We start from the raw sequence: 20,380 nt of genomic DNA, 5'->3' as shown, positions 1-20,380 counted from the left end.
TTACGGCCGCGACAGCACCAGCCCGCCGAAGGGCGGCAAGGTCCAGCCCTGGGTGCCGGACTGGGGTTCACCCACGCTGTCCACCACCGGCCAGTTGGCGCCCTCAGGCGTCGTCCACGCCCCGGGCCCGAAGTTGAACAGGCACAGCAGGGTCTCGTCGCCGTGGCTGCGTTCGAAGGCCAGCACGTGCTGGCCGGCCTCGACAAAGCGCATCCCGCCCACGGCCAGCGCCTCATGGGCCTTGCGCAGCCCCAGCACCCGGCGGGTCAGCGCCAGGTGTGAATGGGGGTCGGCCTGCTGGCGGTCCACCGCCATGGCGTCATGGTCGGCACCGACGGGCAGCCAGGGCTGGACCGTGCTGAAGCCCGCGTTGGGCGCACCGGACGTCCACGGCATCGGCGTGCGGGCGCCGTCGCGGCCCAGGGTCAGGGGCCAGTTGGCGATGGCCTCGGGGTCCTGCAGCTGCTCGAACGGGATGGACACCTGGGTCAGCGCCAGCTCTTCCCCCTGGTAGAAGAAGATGTTGCCGCGCAGGGTGACCAGCAGCAGCGCCGCCATGCGGGCGAAGGCCGCGCGGTCCTGCGGCTTCGCCCAGCGGGAAACGCAGCGCGGCGCGTCGTGGTTGGAAAAGGCCCAGCTGGGCCAGCCCAAGCCGGGCTCATCCGGCCACAGCTCCAGCGCCTTGCGCACCAGGGCCGGGGTCAGGGTGTCGGCGTAGAGGAAGCTGAAGTCGTAGGCGCTGTTCAGCCGCGCGTTGCCGGCGGTGAAGGCCTTCATCTCGCGGTCCGCGTCGGGGCCGCCCACTTCCGCCACCGTGAAGCGGTCGCCGCCGTAGCTGTCCAGCACGCCGCGGATGCGTTCCAGGAATTTCGGGATGTCCGGGTGGGACATGTTCTTGGAATGCAGCTGGAAATCGAAAGGCCGCGTGCGCACGGCGTGCGTATCCGGGTTCACCGGGTTATCGGTGAAGGCCGGGTCGTGCATGGAGAAGTTGATGGCATCCAGGCGGAAGCCGTCCACCCCCCGGTCCAGCCAGAAGCGCGCCACGTCCAGCAGGGCGTCCTGCACCACCGGATTGTGCACGTTCAGGTCCGGCTGTTCGGTCAGGAAGTTGTGCAGGTAGTACTGCCGCCGCCGCGCGTCCCAGGTCCAGGCCGGGCCGCCGAAGACGGACTGCCAGTTGCAGGGCGGGCTGCCGTCGGGCTTGGCATCGGCCCATACGTACCAGTCGGCCTTGGGGTTGGTGCGGTCCTGGCGGCTTTCCTGGAACCAGGCGTGCTGGTCGGAGGTGTGGGAATAGACCTGGTCGATGATGACCTTGAGGTTCAGCTCATGCGCGCGGGCCACCAGGGCGTCAAAATCGGCCAGGGTGCCGAACAGCGGGTCGACATCGCGGAAATCGGACACGTCATAGCCGAAGTCGCGCATGGGGGAGGTGAAGAAGGGCGACAACCAGATGGCGTCAACGCCCAGGCTGGCGACATGGTCCAGATGCCGGGTGATGCCGGGCAGGTCGCCCACGCCGTCATTGTTGGCGTCGGCGAAACTGCGCGGATAGATCTGGTAGATCGCCGCCCCGCGCCACCAGGGTCGGGCGCCGCCCGGTCCGGTATGGGTGGGGTGTTCCATGGTCATGAAGCCTCTCCAGATGCGCAGACAACGTAATCAAGCGGGGCCAGCTGGACAGCATAGCTGCCAGGGGCGGTAGGGGCACGGCCACAGGAGCCGTGCAGGGCGGTGAAAGTGGTCCACTGGCTGCCGACCTCAACCTGGGCGCTCACCGGTTGGGTCCCGGTGTTGACGGCCACCAGCACCTCCCGCCCCGTGGCGGGATCGATACGCGAGACGGCGAACAAACCCGGCTTTTCACCGGCGTAGCGTAGGACGCTGCGGCCGTGGCGCAGCGCCGGCTCCGCCTCGCGCAAGCGCGCCATCTCGGCCAGGGCCTTATAGAGGGGATGGTCGGGGTTGAAGCTGGGCGTGGCGGTGGTGGCCGTCGTGCCCACCAGGCGTTCCGCGTTGTAGGACGCGACCCGGCTGCCGAACATGTCCTCGCGGCCGGCGCGATCCTCCCCGCCACTGAAGCCCTGCTCATCTCCCGAATAGACGACGGGAACGCCGCGCTGGGTGAACATCAGGGCGTTGGCCAGGATGACGCGCTTCAGGATCTCGTCCTCCCCAGCCTGAGGGAAGGCCTTGCGGGCGAAGTAGGCAAAGCGGCCGTGGTCATGGTTGCTGACGAAGGTGGGCAGCTGGCGCGCCGCGTCCTCACCGCCCTCATACAGGGCGTCGCCGTCCAGCATCAGGGCCAGCCTGTCGGTGCCCTTGGTGCCGGCCACCGTGTCGACGACGGCGCGGCGGAAGGCGAAATCCAGCACGGCCGGCAGCTTGTCCACCCGGGTATGGCGGGCCAGGATGGCCACCCGGCCGTCGGTGTCCGCCACCTCGCCAAAGATATGGAAATGGGGAATGCCCTTGGCCCTGGCGCGTTCCAGCATGGCGGGCACGAAAGCCTGCCAGAATTCCGGGTTCACGTGGCGGGTGGTATCGATGCGGTAGCCGTCGATGCCGTAGCGGTCGATCCAGGCGCCGTAGATGTCGATGAAGCCCCGCACTACGGCCGGATGCTCCGTCATCACGTCATCCAGGCCGCCGAAGTCGCCGTAGAGGGAGCTTTCGCCCTTGAAGGTCGAGTCACCGCGGTTGTGGTAGTAGCGGGGGTCGTTCAGCCACTCCGGCGCCTTAACATGCCGTTCCGCCTCGGGCACGAAAGGGGTGTAGGCGTAGGCGGGGTCCGTCAGCCGCGCGAAGTTCTCTTCCGTCCGGACCTCGTCGCCCTGGAAGCCGGCATTGATGGCCGGACCGGCCGGGCCGCCCTTGCGGGTGTAGGGATAGTCGGCTTTGGAGCGGTAGGGACACGGCTTGCCCACACATTCCTTGTATTGGATGACATCGGCCGTGTGGTTGATGACGATGTCCAGGTAGACCTTCATGCCACGCGCGTGCGCCGCATCCACCAGGGCCTTGAAGTCGTCGTCGGTGCCAAAGTGCGGATCGACGTGGGTGAAGTCGGTGATCCAGTAACCGTGATAGCCGGCGGACTGGCGGCCGGACGCCCCCTGCACCGCCTTGTTCCTGAACACCGGGCCAACCCACAGGGCTGTGGCGCCCAAGCCCTGGATGTAGTCCAGGCGCCGGATCAGGCCTTTGAGATCGCCGCCGTGATAATAGCCGCTGTCGGTCGGGTCATAGCCGGTGACCGACCGGTCGCCACCCAGGCCACCCGTGTCGTTGGCGGTGTCGGCGTTGTCGAAGCGATCGGGCAGCAGGAAATAGACCACCTCATCCTCCGCCAGGCGGTCGCGATAGTCGGCAGCCCGCGCCGGGGAGACGCCCGCCGGCAGCAGGGTCCCGGCGGCGATGATCATGGTCGTGGCAAGCAGCGCCAGGCGGCGGCTGAAGGGCGTCATGCGGTCCTCGTCGGGCTGTCGGCCTTGCAGTGGCGGGCGATGAAGTCGGCATGCGTGGGCATGGCGTCCACCTCCCGCGCCACCGCCGCCTTGATGTCGTCCAGGAAACGGCGCAGATCCTCCTCCGACAACTGGTCGGCCAGGGGATGGTAATCACGCGGCCAAACCCCCTGCCCCAGGAAGACGTGCAGCCAGCTCACCTCGCTGAACAGTTCGTCGTGGTCGCGAGCGACGCGGCCCAGCGCCCGGAAGACGCGCATGCGGCGGGCCAGTTCCTCCGGCACCGGCCGGTCCCGGCACTCCCGCCAGAAGGGGCTGTCGGCGCGTTCCGTGGCCGCGTAGTGCAGGATGATGAAGTCGCGAATGCGCTCATACTCGATGGCCGACGCGCGGTTGAACTCATCCGCCACAGCGGGATCGAACCCCCCGTTCGCCAAGGAATGGTTGGGCAGCAGCGTGATCAGGCGGGAAATCGCGGACTGGACCAGGTGGATGCTAGTGGATTCCAGGGGCTCCATGAACCCGCCGGCCAGGCCCACGGCCACGACGTTGCGGTTCCAGAAACGTCGGCGCCGGCCGGCGGTGAAACGCAGTTGCCGCGGCTCGGCCAAGGCTTCGCCGTCCAGGTTGGCCATCAGCGTGGCGGCCGCCTCGTCATCGCTGACATGGCGGCTGGAATAGACGTAGCCGTTGCCGGTACGGTGCTGCAGCGGGATGCGCCACTGCCAGCCGGCGGGCCGCGCGGTGGAGCGGGTGTAGGGCGTCAGGGCGGCGGCCGACCTGTCATGCGCGCTGGGCACGGCCCAGGCCCGGTCACAGGGCAGCCAGTGCGTCCAGTCCTCGAACCCGGTGTTCAGCGCCTGCTCAATCAACAGGCCGCGAAAGCCGGAGCAGTCGATGAACAGGTCCCCGGCGACGCGGGTGCCGTCCGCCATCTCCACCGCGTCGACGAAGCCGTCATGGGCGCGCAGCACGGTGCGGACGATCTTGCCCTCCGTCCGGCGCACGCCTCGCTGTTCCGCGAACCGCCGCAGATAGCGGGCGTAAAGCCCGGCATCGATGTGGAAGGCGTGGGCCAGCGGCTCAAGCGGGCTTTGCCGGCGCGGGTCGGGCCGGATGAAGCGCCCGCGCCGGGCCGCCACGCTGTTGAGAATATAGGGCTCCCAATCATCCGTCAGGCCCAGGCGGTGGGCGCGCAGCCAGAAATCCTGGAAATGGCCCAGCCCCAGCGACCGGCTGAAAGCGCCGAAGCTGTGCAGGTAACGGTGTCCCGGCCGCAGCCAGTCCACGAATTCGATGGCCAGCTTGACGGTGCCCTGGGTCTGGCGCAGGAAATCGTTTTCGTCCAGGCCCAAGGCGCGGTTGAAGATCGCGATGGGGGGGATGGTCGCCTCGCCCACACCCACGGTTCCGATCTCTTCGGATTCCACCAGGTGGATGCGGTGGTCGCCGGGGCCGAGGATGTGGCTGAACAGGGCCGCCGTCATCCATCCGGCGGTGCCGCCGCCGACGATGACGATGTCGCGGAGGGGGGCGAACGTCATGGCCTGTCTTCCAGGTCGCTGTTGCCGGTACGTCCCCGCCGGAGCGGGGAAAAGGGTGAGGCGGGCCCGGGTTCACTTGGGTCTGGGCCCGCCTCACGAGGGCTCGGGGAGAAAGGCGAGAGGCGCCCGCCGGCCGGGATGCCGGCGGGAGACCCCACCCTATCGGCTCAGTACTTGTAGGAAGCGCCGAGCAGATAACGAACGCCGTACTTTTCGTACCGCCAATTCTGCGTGGTATCGCCGTTGTAGTAGGTGATGACCGGCTCGTCGGTCAGGTTCTGGGCCTGCAGGACGATGGAGAGGCCCTTGAGCGCGCCTTCGCCGAAGTCGTAGCTGACTTGGGCGTCGACCAAGGTTTCCGGCACCGCCAGGTCGAACTCGCGGCCCTGGCCGAAGCCCGTCTGTTCCGACAGGTAGCCGGAGCGATGGGTAACGGAGACGCGGGCGCCGAAGCCGCTGTTTTCGTAGTACAGCGTGCCCTGCTCGGTCCACTTGGAGTAGCCCGCCACCGGCAGGCTGCTGTTGCCGGAACCGATGCCCTGCGCGCCGGCCTGCAGGTCGGTCTGCGTCCAGCCCGCGGCGCCGTTGATGCCGAAACCGTTCAGCTTGGACCACACCATGTCCAGCGGCACGGCGAAGGCCGCTTCCACACCCTCGATCATGCCGCCGGTGCCGTTCACGGGCACGGTGACGAAGCCCAGGTTGGTGCTGGAGCCGGCGGTGGAATTGCTGTTGACCCCGGTGAAATCGGTCACCGTGCTCTTGTTGTAGATGTTGTTTTCCAGGTGCTTGTAGAACGCCGCCAGCGACAGGTAACCGGCCTTGTTGAAATAGTATTCGTAGGACAGGTCGACCGCGTCGGCGTACCAGGGCTTCAGGTACGGGTTGCCGCCGTTGCCGCTCCATGGGCTGTTGTTCAGGTTGGCGCCGGTGTAGCCGGCCTTGGAGCTGTCGAAGCTGTAGGACAGGTTGGCCTGCATCTGGTCCATGCGGGCCCGCATCATCTCGCGGGCGGCGCCCAGACGGATCTGGTGGTCCGGGTTGGGCAGCACGAAGGACAGGTTCAGGCTGGGCAGCAGGTCATTGTAGGCGATGCCCTGGGTGCGGGGGGCGTAGACGCCGGCGGCGGAGTTGGCGGTGCTGACGGCGATGCCCGTGGACGACTGGTCGGTATGGACCAGCTGCAGGCCGACGTTGCCGGTGACCTTCACGCTGCCGAGATTGCCGTCGACATCAGCCTTGACGAAGGCGGTCGTGACCTTTTCATCCACGGTGTAGTGGCTGTCGCCGGTGCAGTTGGCACGATACTGGCCGCAGGGCACCAGGCTGTAGACGCCGCGGGACAGCAGCTCCACCGGGTTGTAGGCGACGGTGTTGCCCAGGCCGATCCAGCTGAGGTCGGCGGTGCCCACCATGGCCCAGGCCGGAATGGCGGCGCTGGCGCCCCTCACCCCGGTCAGCGGGTCAACCGGCGCGGTCAGGTTGGACGTCAGGGTGACGTACCATTCCGGCTGGTAGTATTCCTTGTTGCGCTCGGTGTAGTTCACGCCGATGTCGATGTCCTTGAGGAAGGCGACTTCGTGGAAGTCCTTCTTCAGGTCGCCCTTCAGCGAGTACAGGTCGTCATGCACCCGCGGCTTGTTGAGGTAGCCGTTCTGGGCATAGGGGGTGGTACCACCGTTCCAGTTGTTGGGATCGGTCAGCTTGATCAGGTTGGGATCGGCGTAATTCAGGTTGTGGGTGTACTGGTACCCGGCCTCATTGGTGCCGACATTGGTGAAGCCGATGGTGTCGGTGGCGCCCGACGACCCGCTGGAACCGGTACCGAAGTAGGATTCGAAGCGGGTGGTTGTGCGATCGGCCAGGCTGTAGCCGGCATCCAGGGTGCCGGTCCAGTCGCCCTTGGTGTACCGGCCGTTCCAGCCGATGGAGTACAGGTCGGACTGGGTGGTGCCCACGTCGCTGCGGCCGACGCCCTTCACGCCGCTGAACGCGCCGCTGGTGATCATGTTACCGACGGTGGTGTAGCCGGGCAGCAGCGCCACGGGCGGCTGCGCGCCGATGGCCGAGCCGTTGCCCCACTGCAGCGGCATCTCGATGCCGCGCTGCCACTGGTAGTCCTGGTAGTGGGTGTAGAAGAAGTCCAGCGACGTGGTGAAGTTGTCGGTGGGCTTGTACTGCACCGTGCTCATGATGCCGGTGCGGTTGAATTCCTCGGAGTTGGCGCGCACCTCGTCACCGCCGATGACGTAGCTGCCGTTGGACAGCTGCGGATAACCCCAGACGCGTGAGGTTTCCTGTTGCGTCGGCGAGTTCAAGTGGGCGATGGACAGCGACACGCCCACGGTGTCATGGGCGAACTGGTCGATGTAGGTGGCGCTGGCGCGGTAGCCCTTGTCCTCGCTGTCCGAGTTGAGCTTGCCGATGGAGGTTTGCTCATACCGGGCGGAGGCGGACAGCACCTGCTTGCCGTAGTCCAACGGGCGCACGGTCTGCAGGTCCACGGTGCCGGCCAGACCCTGGGCGGTAAAGCCGGCCTGCGGGGTCTTGTAGACCACGGCGCTGCTGATGATTTCCGAGGGGTACAGGTCGTATTCGACGCTGCGGTTGTTGCCGGTCGACACCTGCTCGCGCCCGTTCAGGGTGGTCAGGGTGAAGTCCGGGCCCAGACCGCGCAGGCTGATCACCTGGGCGCGGCCGTCGACACGCTGGGCGGCCAGGCCGGGCAGGCGGGCCAGCGATTCCGCGATGGAGTTGTCCGGCAGCTTGCCGATATCCTCGGCCGAGATCGCTTCCACGATCTGGCTGGCATCGCGCTTCGCCTCAATCGCCGTTTCCAGCGAGTGGCGGAAGCCGCTGACGACGATTTCCTGCATGTCGTCGTTGGCGGCGGCGGCATCGGCCGGCGCGCTCTGCGCCAGGGCGGACCCGTGCATCATCAGCACGGCGGCGCTGACACCCAGGGCGAGCCTGGCGGCCAAACTGATCTTCGTGTTCCTCATGGCACCCTCCCCTTAAGTCTTGCCTTAAGCGGGCCGTTACCCGGCCCAGTTGCTGCTGTTCTTCAAAGCGTCCGCCCCTGCGGACGGATACCCCGCCGGGTCGCCCCGGCGTGAACGAAGGCTGTGGCCGCCCCGGGTCGATGGGGCACCTTGCACGACGTCATGAATGTCACGGTATGGATCAGAGATGGTTCAGGTACGACTGTACCAAGCGTTTCAGGGCGCCTGGCCGTCTCGTTTCCACCTGAACGCGCATCAACCTGGATTTGGGTGCTTGGGCACCCTGGCCCCGTATCCTCCCGAATTTGTGACGATCATAGTGTGGGGCGGATTTTTGTAACATAGTCCGCATACGTATGTGCAACGATCCAGTAACAGTCACATACGTATTCAGACAGGAGGGTGGCTGTTAACCAATTCTGCTTTGCTCAGCCAAATAATCATGTGTGCAGGCGCACAATGAGGAAGGCCGGACCCTTGCGGATCCGGCATGGCGCTTACAAAACAGCAATCAAACGGGCGGGCTCATTCCACCCGCAGAGCGGTGGCCACGGCGGCGCGCGCCGCCGTCAGCGCGGGGGCCAAGGCCGCCAGTACCGCCACCACGAGGGCGACCCCCAGGCCGGTGGCGCCACCCCAGACGCAGGCCTGGTAATCGAAGGGGTAGCGGATGATGCTCTGGCCGAAACGGGCGACCACCGGGCGGCTGATGAGCGGCGCCAATGCCGAGGCGACGCCCCAGCCCAGGACAGCGATCACCACCGCCTCATAGATGAACAGGCGCACCAGGGTGCCGCCGCCGCCGCCCATGGCCTTCATCACCCCGATCTCACGCGTCCGTTCCGCCACGCTGACGCCGATGCAGGCCGCCAGGCCCAGTACACCGGTAGCCAAGGCCAGGGCGGAGATCGTCATGAGGATGAGGGTGATGAAGTCCAGATGACCGTCGATGATGGCCTTCAGCATCCCCGCCGTTTCCGCCTCCCCTACCTGGATGCCGGCGGCGGTCAGATCGTCCTGCAATTCCTGGGCGGCCTGGCGCTGATCCGTGCCCGGGGCCAAAGCCAGGTACACCAGGTCGGCGTCCGCCGGGGACGGACGCAAGGCGTCCATCACCGCCGCCGGGGCGTAGATGCGACCGGGCCCGAATTCCCGCACCACGCCGATGACGGTGACCGGAGCGGCCCGGTCCCCGGCGCGCAGTTGATAGCTGCCTCCCAGATGTATGGCCGGCATGTCAGCCAGCAGCGTCTGCGTCACGACGACACCGTGGGGCTGCGTCCCATCCAGCCATCGCCCGGCCAGCAGGTCGGGCCGCAACAGGCGGGTGTCCGCTGGCGGCGCCACCGCGGGGATGGTGTTGCCCAGGCGCGCACCGTCGGTGGTCAGCGGTATGACCGCCGCCGTCCGCCAGTACTCTGCGATGCGCACCCCTGATCGGCCGGCCAGCAGGGGTCGCAGGCGGTCCACCGGATAAGGCTGGCGCAGCGCCAATTGCACGTCATAGGGCTTGGTTCGCGCCACGGCCGCCGCCGTGCCCTGCATGGAGGCGCGGACGTTCAGGGCCGTCAGGAAAAAGGCCAGGCCGATGGCCAGCACCAGGGCGCTGAGCAGGGCCGGGCGAGGCCGCCTTAGCACGGCCCCCAGCGCCAGGCGGGGCAGCAGGGGCAGGAACACGGCGCGGCCCAGCATCCCCACGCCCACGCCGCCGCCCTGACCATCGGCCCGCATCAGGGCCTGACGCACAGGCAAGCACACCGTCCGCCCCACCCGCCAAGCGGCCACCGCCAGGGGGGTGACGGCACCGAAGACCAGGATGATAGCCGCCACCCAGAGGGGCGGCCGGGGCGTCACCAGGTCGAAATTATTGCCAGCGGCCAGGAAACGGGCCATGACCGTGCCCATGGCCAAGGCGGGCCAGAGACTGGCCAGGGCCGCCGCCAGGCCCAAGGCGCCCGCGGCCAGCAGATAATCACGCAGTACCTGCCCTGGCCGGGCCCCGAGGGCCCGCATCACCCCCACCACCCGCCGTTCCCGCGTCATCATCCCGTCGATGAGGTTGACCACCAGGACCGTGCCCATGACCAGGGTGGTCAGGGCCAGGCCGGCCATCAGCACCAACAGCGCGTCCAACTGGTTCTGGTGGCCGTAGACCGGCACATCCTGGATGTCCATGCGCCGCACGGTCACGCCCGCCGCCGCCAGCGTGGAATTCACCGCCGCGACCAGCGCGCCTGCGCTTTCCGGGCCGCTGGACGCGCGCGTGGTCAGCAGCAGGCGGGTGCCGTCCAAGGCCTGGCCCCAGGCGGCCAGGGTGGCGCGGGTGACATAGCCGTAGAGCACCCTTTCCATGCGCGAGGGATGCTGGCCGGGATCGAAGACGTAGCCGCTGAAGGTCCCGCCGGCGGTTCCGCCGTTGGCGAAGCGCAGCGGCAGGGCCGCCCCCGGCCCGCCCTCCATGAAATAGCGCCCGTCGCGTTCCAGCAACAGGCCGCCGGTGGGGGGCGGCCAAGCCTCCTTGGGCAGGCCGGCGTCGGGAGCGAACGTGGCCACGCGCAGGTCGCGGAAGTCGTCCACCACCGCCAGTTCCAGGGGCCACCACCGGCCCGGCCTGGTTTGCACCCGCGCCATCACCAGGGGGCGTTCCTCCACCGCCGCCACGCCGGGCAGGGCCGCCAGCCGGCGCAAGGCTTCCGGCGGCACCGCATCGGTGCGCAGCACCAGGTTGGGCGGGTTGGTGCGGCGGTAGCCGGCGTCCAGGTCCGTGCGCAGCAGGGAGCAGGCGGCCACCACCGCGCCGGCGACGAACAGGCCTATGGTCAGCCCGGCGAAAGCCATCAGGGTACGGCCCCAGCGCACGCCGAAGTCGCGCGCCACCTTCTTGAGACGCACGGCGGTCATGGCGCGCCCTCCGCCATCCCGCTTTCCGTCACCTGGCCATCCTCGACCCGCAGCACGCGGTGATAGCGGTCCAGCCCGCCGCGTTCGTGGGTGGCGACGATGACCGTGCGCCCATCGGCCACGCAGCGGTCGAACAGGGTGGTCACCCGCTCGCCATTGGCTCGGTCCAGGTTGCCGGTGGGTTCGTCCGCGACCAGGATGGGCGGGTCGTTGGCCAGGGCGCGGGCGATGGCCACACGCTGCTGCTCGCCACCCGACAGGCGGCCGGGTGGACGGAAGGCCTGGTTGGCCAGGCCCATGTCGCCCAGTAGGGACAGGGCCCGCGTCCGGCGCGCCCTGACCGGCACCGTGCCCACCAAATCCATGGCCAGCACGACATTGTCCAGCGCGGTCAGGGTGGGGATCAGTTCAAAGAACTGGAAGACGATGCCGATGCTGGCCCCCCGGAAGCGGGCCAGCGCCCCTTCCCCCAACGTTTCCAGCGCCGTGCCGTTGACGCGGACGGAGCCCTGGCTGGCCCGGTCCACCCCGGTGATGAGGTTCAGCAGCGTGGACTTGCCGGACCCCGACGCCCCCGTCACCGCCACATACTGCCCCCGATCGATGGTGACGGTGGCGGGCCGCAGGGCGGCATATTCGTCAGGCCCCTGGCGGAACGTCCGCCCGGCGGCCAGCAATTGAATGACAGGCGACACCTGCACCCCCTCTGTCGTTGAAGAGGGCAGCTTGGCGGGGTCGTGTCGGGCGCCTTTGCCGTGATTGTCAAGAAAGTGTGGGGAAAGCCATGGTGGCGGTGGTGCCCACGTCCACCGTGCTGTCCAAGGTCAGCCGGCCGCCCTGCGCCACTACCAGGCTGCGGGCGATGCCGAGCCCCAAGCCGGCGCCGCCGGTGCGACGGCCCCGGTGGCGGTCGACACGGAAGAAGCGGTCGAAGACGTGGGGCAGGTCGGCCGCCGGGATGCCTCGGCCGTTGTCGGCGACGGTCACCCCCCAGCCCGCGCCGTCAGCCCGCAGGCTGAGGGTGATGCAAGCGTCCGGCCGGCCCTGGGTGGCGGCCACCGCATTGTCCACCAGGTTGCCCAAGGCCTGGAACAGGCGTTCGGCGTCGATGTGGACGGTGGCGTCCGCGTCCACGCTCGCCAATACCCCGATGCCGGCGCCCCCGATACGGGATGAAAGCCGGGCGAAGGCGTCGCGCCCCCAGTCGGCCAACGGCACGGCCTGCCGCTCCAATGGAGCGGCCCCCTCCTCCACCCGTGCCGCCTCCAGGATGTCGCCGATCAGGCGATCCATCAGCGCGATTTCCGCATCCATCTGCGCCAGGTGCGGGTTCGCCTGTTCCGGCCGGCGGGCGATGGTTTCCCCCAGTGCCCGCAGCCGGCCCAAGGGGGAACGCAGTTCATGCGACACGTCGGCCAGCAGCCGGCGCTGCCGCGTCTCGGCATCACGCAAGGCCTGCGACATGTCGTTGAAGGATTTGACCAGACCCGCCAGTTCGCGCTGGCGCGGCGGGGCCAACGTTTCCCCGAAGTGCCCGCCGGCCACGCGGGCGGCCAGCGTGGATAGGCGGCGGAAGGCTGCCGTCAGGTCGCGCACCGGCGGCCAGACCAGCAGGGCGGCCAGTCCAACAAAGGCCAGCACGACGGGCACGAACTCCACATGAAAGGGTATCGCCGGCTGGCCGGCGCGGCTCAGGACCAAGGTATCCCCTCCGGGCAGCGGGGCGGCCCCCACCAGGACCTCCAGATCCTGGTGCCCCGCGCCGATCAGCCGGAGATCCAAGGGTGGCTTGTCGGGGCGGCTGTCCGCAGCGACGCTGCCGTCCGCCGCCAACACGGTCAGGCGCACGCGGCCGTGCGCCGCCCGCCAGGCTTGGACGACGGCCGCCGGGTCTTGGTCCACAGGCCAGCGGCTCGCCTGCCAGCGGGCCTCGTCCTGCAGGTCGCGCTGCCAATCGCCATAGAGGAAGCGCGCCTGGAAGTGGAAGGACAGCGTCACCAGGATGCCCAGGCAGACAGCAACCAGCAGCAGCGCCCGCCAGAACATCAGGCGGAACAGGCCCGGCCCTCTCATGACAGGTGGAACCGGTAGCCCACGCCCCAAACCGTGCGGATGAAGGTGGGGGTCTTGGGGTCGTCACCGATCTTGCGGCGCAGGTTGCTGATGTGGGTGTCGACGGCGCGATCGAAGGCATCCGTCTCCCCGCCCCGCACGCATTCCAGCAGCATGTCGCGGCTGAACACCCGCCCAGGCTCCCCCGCCAGGCGGGCCAGCAGGTCGAATTCGGTGCGCGTCAAATCCAGGGCCTGGCCATGCAGGCTGGCAGCGCGGCTGCCGGCGTCGATGCGGAAGGGACCGGCGTGTTGGATGGCGGGCGGGGCCGCCATCGGGCCCGCGCGGACGCAGCGGCGCAGCACCGCCTTGGCCCGCGCCTCCAGCTCCCACAGGCTATAGGGCTTGGGCAGGTAGTCGTCGGCGCCCAGGTCCAACCCGCGAATCCGGTCGGCCTCTTGCCCCCGGGCGGTGACCATGATGATGCCGATGTCGTGGTCCCGGCGGATACGACGGCAGAGGGACAAGCCATCCTCCCCCGGCAGCATAATGTCCAGCACCGCCAGGTCGACGGGATGCGCCCGCAAATGCGCGTCCGCCGCCGCCGCGTCCGCCGCCCAATCGACCTGGAAACCGCTGTCGGCCAAATGGCGCACCACCAGGGGCGCCAGCCGGTCATCATCTTCCACCAGCAGGATGCGGCCCTGGCGTTTCAGACCATCGTCGGGCGGGGGCGGGAACATGGAGGCGGCCTTTAACAGGGATATATGCGCGCCCGACGATAGCGTGAAACGCCGGCCCCGCGACATAGTCGCAATCTTACGGCCTAAGCAGCCTGCCCGCTGGTGGGGCCCCGCCTTCTCCCCTATCATTCAGCGCGTTAACCAAACCTGCCTGCCCAAAAGCCCGCGCCCGGTCCGCCCGGAAACGCCGGGCCCATCTGGAGGGAAAGCATGACGAAGTCCATTCTGCGCGCCGCCCTGCTGTCGGCCGCGATGGCGGTCGCCACCACCGCCCCGGCCCTGGCCGCCGGCACCCCGGTCATCACCACCGTCCACCTGATCACCGCCACCGGCGTGGGGGCCGCCATCGGCACCATCACCGCCACCGAGGGCAGCGGCGGCCTGGTGCTGACGCCCAAGCTGACCGGCTTGCCACCGGGGGTGCATGGCTTCCACCTGCACGCCAACGCCTCATGCCAGCCGGGGGAAAAGGACGGCAAGCCCGGCGCCGGGCTGGGCGCCGGCGGCCACTTCGACCCCGCCGGCACCGGCAAGCACCTGGGCCCCACGGCCGATGGCCACAAGGGCGACCTGCCGCCGCTGACGGTCACGGCCGATGGCAGCAGCGCGCCCGAGCCGTTGACGGTGCCGCACCTGACACTGTCCGACCTGGCCGGTCATGCCTTCGTGATCCATGCCGGCGGCGACAACTTCTCCGACACGCCGGAACCGCTTGGCGGCGGCGGCGGCCGCATCGCCTGTGGCGTTGTGGGCGAGAAGTAAGATCCACCCTGCCACAGAGGAGCAAAGCCCCAGCGGAACCGTCCGCTGGGGCTTAATTTTTTGCAGTTCGCCTAAATTTTAAGCTGTGTAACAAATCCTGACACGCCCCCTTGTGGGGCCTCTTCCGCCCCGCCTATAGTAGTAGGCATAAAGGCAGGCCGGGTGCGGCCGGGCCTATAATGAAACTGGGGGGTGCTGGCGGGGGGAGAATCGGGCCGCGAGGCTGGCCATGTCCCCGATAGATCGGCACCACCTGGAAAACGCGGGGGCGTTATGGGTGACGAGGCGGGGACCGGCGGCAGCCGACCGGAGGCGGAGGATCAGGCGCGCGGCCTGAACGCGGCGGCGGTCCGGGCCATGGCGGCGGGCCAGCCGGCGCGGGCTGTGGCCCTGCTGGAAGAAGCGCTGTCCTTCCTTCCCGGCCAGGTGCCGCTGTGGCTGAACCTGGCGGGCGCTCACCGCGCGCTGGGCCAGCCCCAGGTCGCCTTGTCGGCACTGGACCGGGCGCTGGCGCTGGACGCCCGGAACTTCATGGCCCTGCTGATGCGCGCCTCGCTGCTGGACAGCATGGATCAGCCGCGCCAGGCGGGGGCGGCCTACGGCACCGCCTTGCAGTTGGCGCCACCGGACGCGGTGCTGGATGCCGCCACCGCCCGGGCCGTGGCCCGCGCGCGCGAACGCCATGCGGAGTACCTCGCCGACCTCGACGGCTTCCTGAAAGGGGAGATCGACGGCGATCTGCGCCGTTGCGCCGGCGGGGAGGCGCGGCGCATGGCCCGCTTCGTCGACATGGCGCTGGGGCGCACCAAACCCTATCACCAGCAGCCGGCGCAGTTCTTCTACCCGGGCCTGCCGGCCATCGAATTTTTCGACCGCGAGGAATTCCCCTGGCTGGCGGAGCTGGAGGCCGGGACCGATGCCGTGCGCGCGGAACTGGCGGGTGTCCTGCGGGACGGGGATGATCCCCAGCGGTTCGTGCCCTACATCGCCTATCCCGAAGGCCTGCCCCTGGACCAGTGGGCGGAGTTGAACCATTCCCCGCGGTGGAGCGCCTTCCACTTCATGCATTATGGCCGGCCGCACGCGGAGAATCGCGCCCGCTGCCCCAAGACCGCCGCCCTGCTGGACGCCATGCCCCAGCCGCAGGTTCCGGGCAAGTCACCCGCCGCCATGTTTTCGATCCTGAAGCCGCGCACCCGCATTCCCGCCCACACCGGCGTATCCAACACCCGGCTGGTGGTCCATCTGCCCCTGGTGGTCCCGCCCGGCTGCGGCTTCCGGGTCGGCAACGAGGTGCGGGAGTGGAAGGTGGGCGAGGCCTGGGTGTTCGACGACACCATCGAGCATGAGGCATGGAACGACAGTGACCAGACCCGCGTCATCCTGCTGTTCGACATCTGGCACCCGCACCTGAGCGCGGCCGAGCGCGAGATGATCACCCGGGTCATGACCGGCATTGATCGATTCAATGGTGACGGTCCCGCCCTGACCGGTCAGGAAAGCGGCCTTTAGGCTGGCGTCGGCTTGGCCAAGCTATGCCAAAGCATACAGTGAGCACGGCCGCGCATCGGTCCATATGACCGGGCGGTGACCGGTCCCAGCGGGCGCGTCCGGAGCGCGTCCCCCTTCCCCCCCTTTTCGGACCGGGGCAGGTGGCACGCGGACCCTTATGACCTTCTATTCCTCCCATACCCCAACCCCGAGCCCAACCCCGGCGCTGACCACGGTGCGGCAGGACGGAGCGCCTGATCAATCTCGCGCTTTGGAGGGCCGCGCCTTGGAGGGCGGCGGCATTCCGCGCCTGGGCCAATTCGGCCGCCGGGGCCTGCTGGGTGCCACCGTGCTGCTGACCCTGGCCGTGCTGGCGGTGGCGGGGGCGCAGCTGCACCACGACGCCGACGCGCTGGTTGCCGACCTGCAGCGCCAGCTGCTGGCCCGGGCCCTGACCCTCACCCCGGCGCTGGAGCAGGCGCGCACCATCGGTGACGGCGTGGCCGCGCGCCTGTCGGGGACGCGGGCGGAACCCGGCAGCATCCAAGGCCTGCCCGCCAACGACGCCGTGCGCTGTGACGAACGCTTGGCCCCCGATCCCACCGCGCTGAACGCCCACCTGATCCTGGCGGCGCCTGACCAGCGCCCGCCCGCCGGTCCCACCGCCTGCCTTCTGTCCCTGCTGCAGAGCATCAGCCTGCTGGCCAGCGGCACGCCCATCAGTTCGGTCACCGTGGTCGGGCCGGACTGGGCGTTGACCTATCCCGACATGCCCCGGGGCCTGCGCGACGACATGACCGGCGAACGTTTGATCGCGAGCGTCCGGGGCCTGGCGCAACGCGCGTTGAAGACCGGTCAAGGCATGATGAGCCCGCCCTATCGCAGCCTGGTGGCGGGCCGGGGCGTCACCGCCGCCTATCTCACCCGGTCCAGCGACCGGCCCGACTTCCTGGCCGTGACCGTCAGCCTGTCACTGGAGGGACTGTGGCGGGCGATCGGGCCGCTGCCGGATCTTCCCGGCAACGAACTGCTGATCGTCGACACCAAAGGCACCATCGTGTCGCGCGGTGGCGCCCCGGCGGAAGCCATGCTGCCGGACCCGAAGACCGGCGACCGCCCCAGCCTGCCCTTGGCCGAGATGCGGAAGGCGTTGGCCGGCGCGGGCCAGCCGGTGCGTGACGGCGTCTGGCTGACGGCTGCCCTGCCCCTGACCAACCTCGGCTGGTCGCTGGTGGTACGCGTGCCCTGGGGCGATTTCCTGTCGGCCTTGCTCAGCGGCAGCCTATGGCCCCTGGGCAGCACCGTGCTGCTGCTGGCCGGCATCTGGCTGGCTTATGGCGCCGCGTCGCGCCGGCTGCTGGCCCCGGCCATCCTGCTGGAGCAGCGCCTGCACAAGGCGGTGGGCGAGTTGCGGCTGACCTTCGACAACATGACGGAAGGCTTGTGCCTGCTGGACCGGGAGGGCCGGGTGAAGGCGGCCAACACCCGTCTGGCGGCCGTGCTGGATCTGCCGGAGCATCTGACCCGGCCCGGCGCCACCCTGGCCGAGGTCAACACCCACCTGGCCGGCCTCTACCCAACCGGCATGCGCCTGCTGACCATGCCCACCCTGCTGGCCCGCCTGGCGGAAGGTGGCGGGCAGTATAGCTTCGACGCGCCCCTGCCCGGTGGCCAGCGCTGGTATGAGGCCCGCTTCCGGCTGGTCCCCGGCGGCGACATGATCGTGGGCCTGGCCACCGACATCACCGCCCGCAAGCGCGGCGAGCTGGCGCTGGCCGCCGCCAAGGAGCGCGCGGTGTCCGCCCTGGCACAGCTGGAGAGTGCCCAGGGCCAGCTGGTGGAAAGCGAGAAAATGGCCGCGTTGGGTGGCTTGGTGGCCGGTGTGGCGCATGAGGTGAACACCCCCATCGGCGTGGGTGTCACCGCCGCCAGCACCCTGGCGGAGCGCACCCGCCTGCTGGCCGATGCCTTCGCCGAGCGCGCCATGACCAAGGAGATGCTGGACGACTACCTGAAGCGTGCGACCACCCTCACGTCGCTGATCCAGGAGAACCTGGATCGCGCCACCCGGCTGGTGCGCAGCTTCAAGCAGGTGGCCATCGACCAGCACGGCGACGCCGCGCATGAGGTGCGGCTGAAGCGGTACCTGGAGGATGCGCTGGTGAACCTGCGGCCGGAGCTGCGGCGCGGCCGACATACCTTGGTCATCGAGGGGGACGGCGAGATCATTGTGCGGGCCGTGCCGGCCCAGCTGTGGCAGGTGGTCAGCAATCTGGTGCTGAACGCCGTCATGCACGCCTTTCCCGACCAGGAGGGCGGCACCGTGCGCGTCACCCTGAGCCGATCCGGTACCCGCGCCGTGATGGAGGTACGCGACGACGGCATCGGCATGACCCCGGAGGTGCGCCACCGCTGTTTCGAACCCTTCTACACCACCAAGCGGGGCCAGGGCGGCAGCGGACTGGGTCTGTCCATCGCCCATACCCTGGTCACCAGCGGCCTCAACGGCCGCATCACCGTGGACAGCGCCCCAGGCGCCGGCACCACCGTCCGCATCGAAATGCCCCTGGTCCTGCCTTCCGCCAGTTCGGCGGAGACCGCGCCTGAAGCCCTTACCCGGACATCGCCATGATGACCTTCGACGACTTGTTCGCCCGGCCGCCCGTCGATCCGGTTCCGCCGGCGTCCCCCGTGGCGTCCCCCATGGCGCCCTGGAAAGTGCTGATTGCCGACGATGACGCGGCCATCCATGCCGTCACCGAGCTGGCGCTGGAGGGGTTTCGCATGGACGGTCGGCCGCTGGCCTTCCTGCACGCCTATTCCGGGGCGGAGACCCTGCAGCGCATGGCGGAACATCCGGACATCGCCGTGCTGCTGCTGGACGTGGTGATGGAAAGCGACAGCGCCGGCCTCGACGCGGCCAAGGCGGTGCGGGAGCGGCTGGGCAACCGCCAGGTGCGCATCGTGCTGAACACCGGCCAGCCTGGCTCGGCGCCCAAGGCCGACATCATCGCCCGCTACGACATCGACAACTATCGTGAGAAGGGGGAACTGACGGAGCGGCAGCTGTTCACCCTGATGTATTCCTGCCTGCGCGGCTACCGTGACATCGCGGCGGTGGAGCAGAGCCGCCAAGGCCTGCGCCGGCTGATCGACGCCTTGCCCCGCATCTTCCACCTGACCGCCGCCGATCGCCTGGCCCGCACCTGCCTGGAGCAGCTGGCCGGCCTGACGGGCGGCGTGGAGCTGAACGGGCTGGTGCTGGAGCAGGACCGGCCCGACGGCCCGGCCCGCGCCCTTGCCGCCTGCGGCCGGTTCGCGGACTGGGTGGAGGACAGCCCCCTGCCCCCAGACGTGCAGGCCGCGCTGGCGCTGGACGGCAACCTGCGGGAACACGACCGCTGGAGCGAGTGGCTGCCCACCGGTGGCGGTGGGCGCCGCCTGCTGTATCTGAATGGTGTCGCCGCCGCCACGCCCCTGGGCCGGGACCTGCTGGCCCTGTTCGTGCGCAACCTGGCCGTGGCCTTCGACAACCTGCGCCTGAAAGAGGAAATCGAGGAGACGCAGCGCGAGATCGTCTTCCGCCTGGGCGAGGCGGTGGAGACGCGCAACCAGGAAACCGGCAACCATTTGAAGCGGGTGTCGGAGGCGGCGGGCATGATCGCCGCCTATCTGGGCTATGATGAGACCATGGTGTCGCGGGTACGCTATGCGGCCCCCCTGCACGATATCGGCAAGATCGGCATCCCCGACCACATCCTGAACAAGCGCGGCGGACTGGATGCGGAGGAGTGGAAGGTGATGCAGACGCACGCCGACATCGGCTGGCGCATGCTGAAGGACGCACGTCAGGACATCCTGCGCGCCGGCGCCGTCATCTCCCTACAGCATCATGAGAAATGGGACGGGACGGGCTATCCCCGGGGCCTGCGCGGCGATGAGATCGACCCGCTGGCCCGCATCGTCGCCGCCGCCGACGTGTTCGACGCCCTGGGCAGCCACCGGCCCTACAAGACGCCCTGGCCCCTGGAACGCATCCTGGAGCATATGGCCAAGGAGCGGGGCCGCCATTTCGACCCGGCCGTGGTGGACGCCATCCTGGCGTTGGCGCCGGCGCTGATGGAAAGCCGGACGCGTTACCCTGATATCGAGCGGTAGCCGGCGCCCACGGTGCCTTCCGGCGGGGCGGCCTTGCGGTTGCGGTTCACCACCATCTCGTCATAAAGGGCGGTGATGGTGCGGCTGCCGGTGCGCACGAAGAGGCCCGGCACGACGGCATGCACCAGACAGGCCAGGCCTGCCAGCACCATGCGGCCGCCGAAGGACGCCGCCACGACGGCATGCTCGCCATAGCTTTCCTGGACCGCCCGCGGGTGATCGATAAACAGCTTGCCCAACATGGTCCGTGCCTTCCC

13 protein-coding genes are annotated in these 20,380 nt (G+C 68.9%); 4 read left to right on the top strand and 9 right to left on the bottom strand.

The window, feature by feature from the left end; genetic code table 11:
* From FBZ88_RS14255 to FBZ88_RS14220, 8 genes are all read right to left on the bottom strand, one after another.
* Window positions 1-1,635 (bottom strand): alpha-glucosidase family protein, encoded by a 1,635-nt coding sequence (locus tag FBZ88_RS14255; RefSeq protein ID WP_145617684.1) that lies wholly within the window; start codon window positions 1,633-1,635, stop codon window positions 1-3.
* Window positions 1,632-3,470, bottom strand: a complete 1,839-nt coding sequence (locus FBZ88_RS14250; protein ID WP_211102663.1) for an alpha-amylase family glycosyl hydrolase — start codon at window positions 3,468-3,470, stop codon at window positions 1,632-1,634. The genes FBZ88_RS14255 and FBZ88_RS14250 overlap by 4 nt, the downstream gene beginning before the upstream one ends.
* Window positions 3,467-5,014, bottom strand: coding sequence for a tryptophan halogenase family protein (locus FBZ88_RS14245; protein ID WP_145617681.1), 1,548 nt, complete (start codon window positions 5,012-5,014; stop codon window positions 3,467-3,469). The genes FBZ88_RS14250 and FBZ88_RS14245 overlap by 4 nt, the downstream gene beginning before the upstream one ends.
* Window positions 5,015-5,181: 167 nt before the next feature.
* Window positions 5,182-8,016, bottom strand: a complete 2,835-nt coding sequence (locus FBZ88_RS14240; protein ID WP_145617679.1) for a TonB-dependent receptor — start codon at window positions 8,014-8,016, stop codon at window positions 5,182-5,184.
* A gap of 525 nt (window positions 8,017-8,541) precedes the next feature.
* Window positions 8,542-10,917 carry an ABC transporter permease gene (locus FBZ88_RS14235; RefSeq protein WP_145617677.1) on the bottom strand — a complete coding sequence of 792 codons (2,376 nt, stop codon included), beginning with the start codon at window positions 10,915-10,917 and terminating at the stop codon, window positions 8,542-8,544.
* Window positions 10,914-11,612, bottom strand: coding sequence for an ABC transporter ATP-binding protein (locus FBZ88_RS14230; RefSeq protein WP_211102662.1), 699 nt, complete (start codon window positions 11,610-11,612; stop codon window positions 10,914-10,916). The genes FBZ88_RS14235 and FBZ88_RS14230 overlap by 4 nt, the downstream gene beginning before the upstream one ends.
* A gap of 67 nt (window positions 11,613-11,679) precedes the next feature.
* Window positions 11,680-12,990, bottom strand: a complete 1,311-nt coding sequence (locus tag FBZ88_RS14225; protein WP_145617674.1) for a sensor histidine kinase — start codon at window positions 12,988-12,990, stop codon at window positions 11,680-11,682.
* Entirely contained in the window at window positions 12,987-13,712 is a 726-nt protein-coding gene (locus FBZ88_RS14220; RefSeq protein ID WP_145617672.1) for a response regulator transcription factor, read from the bottom strand. Before FBZ88_RS14220 ends, FBZ88_RS14225 begins: the two co-directional genes overlap by 4 nt.
* Before the next feature lie 210 nt (window positions 13,713-13,922).
* On the opposite strand from FBZ88_RS14220, the gene sodC reads away from it, so the two are divergent.
* From sodC to FBZ88_RS14200, 4 genes are all read left to right on the top strand, one after another.
* Window positions 13,923-14,474 (top strand): superoxide dismutase family protein, encoded by a 552-nt coding sequence (gene sodC / locus FBZ88_RS14215; RefSeq protein ID WP_186464402.1) that lies wholly within the window; start codon window positions 13,923-13,925, stop codon window positions 14,472-14,474.
* 273 nt (window positions 14,475-14,747) lie between these two features.
* A complete protein-coding gene (locus FBZ88_RS14210) occupies window positions 14,748-15,986 on the top strand; it encodes an aspartyl/asparaginyl beta-hydroxylase domain-containing protein (RefSeq protein ID WP_145617671.1) in 1,239 nt (412 codons plus the stop codon).
* Window positions 15,987-16,251: 265 nt separating this feature from the next.
* The gene (locus tag FBZ88_RS14205) at window positions 16,252-18,597 is read left to right on the top strand and encodes a sensor histidine kinase (protein ID WP_145617669.1); all 2,346 of its coding nucleotides are present in this window, start codon (window positions 16,252-16,254) and stop codon (window positions 18,595-18,597) included.
* Entirely contained in the window at window positions 18,594-20,123 is a 1,530-nt protein-coding gene (locus FBZ88_RS14200; RefSeq protein WP_145617668.1) for a response regulator, read from the top strand. Before FBZ88_RS14205 ends, FBZ88_RS14200 begins: the two co-directional genes overlap by 4 nt.
* Here FBZ88_RS14200 and FBZ88_RS14195 read toward each other — a convergent pair.
* Window positions 20,102-20,365, bottom strand: a complete 264-nt coding sequence (locus FBZ88_RS14195) for a DUF6356 family protein (protein WP_145617667.1) — start codon at window positions 20,363-20,365, stop codon at window positions 20,102-20,104. The two genes, FBZ88_RS14200 and FBZ88_RS14195, sit on opposite strands and share 22 nt — an antisense overlap.
* Between the last annotated feature and the right edge of the window lie 15 nt (window positions 20,366-20,380).

It is taken from the genome of Nitrospirillum bahiense, from assembly GCF_007828025.1.
GTDB lineage: Bacteria > Pseudomonadota > Alphaproteobacteria > Azospirillales > Azospirillaceae > Nitrospirillum > Nitrospirillum amazonense.
Note: the sequence above shows the minus strand (reverse complement) of the source record. Positions and strands in the feature narration are given on the sequence as shown.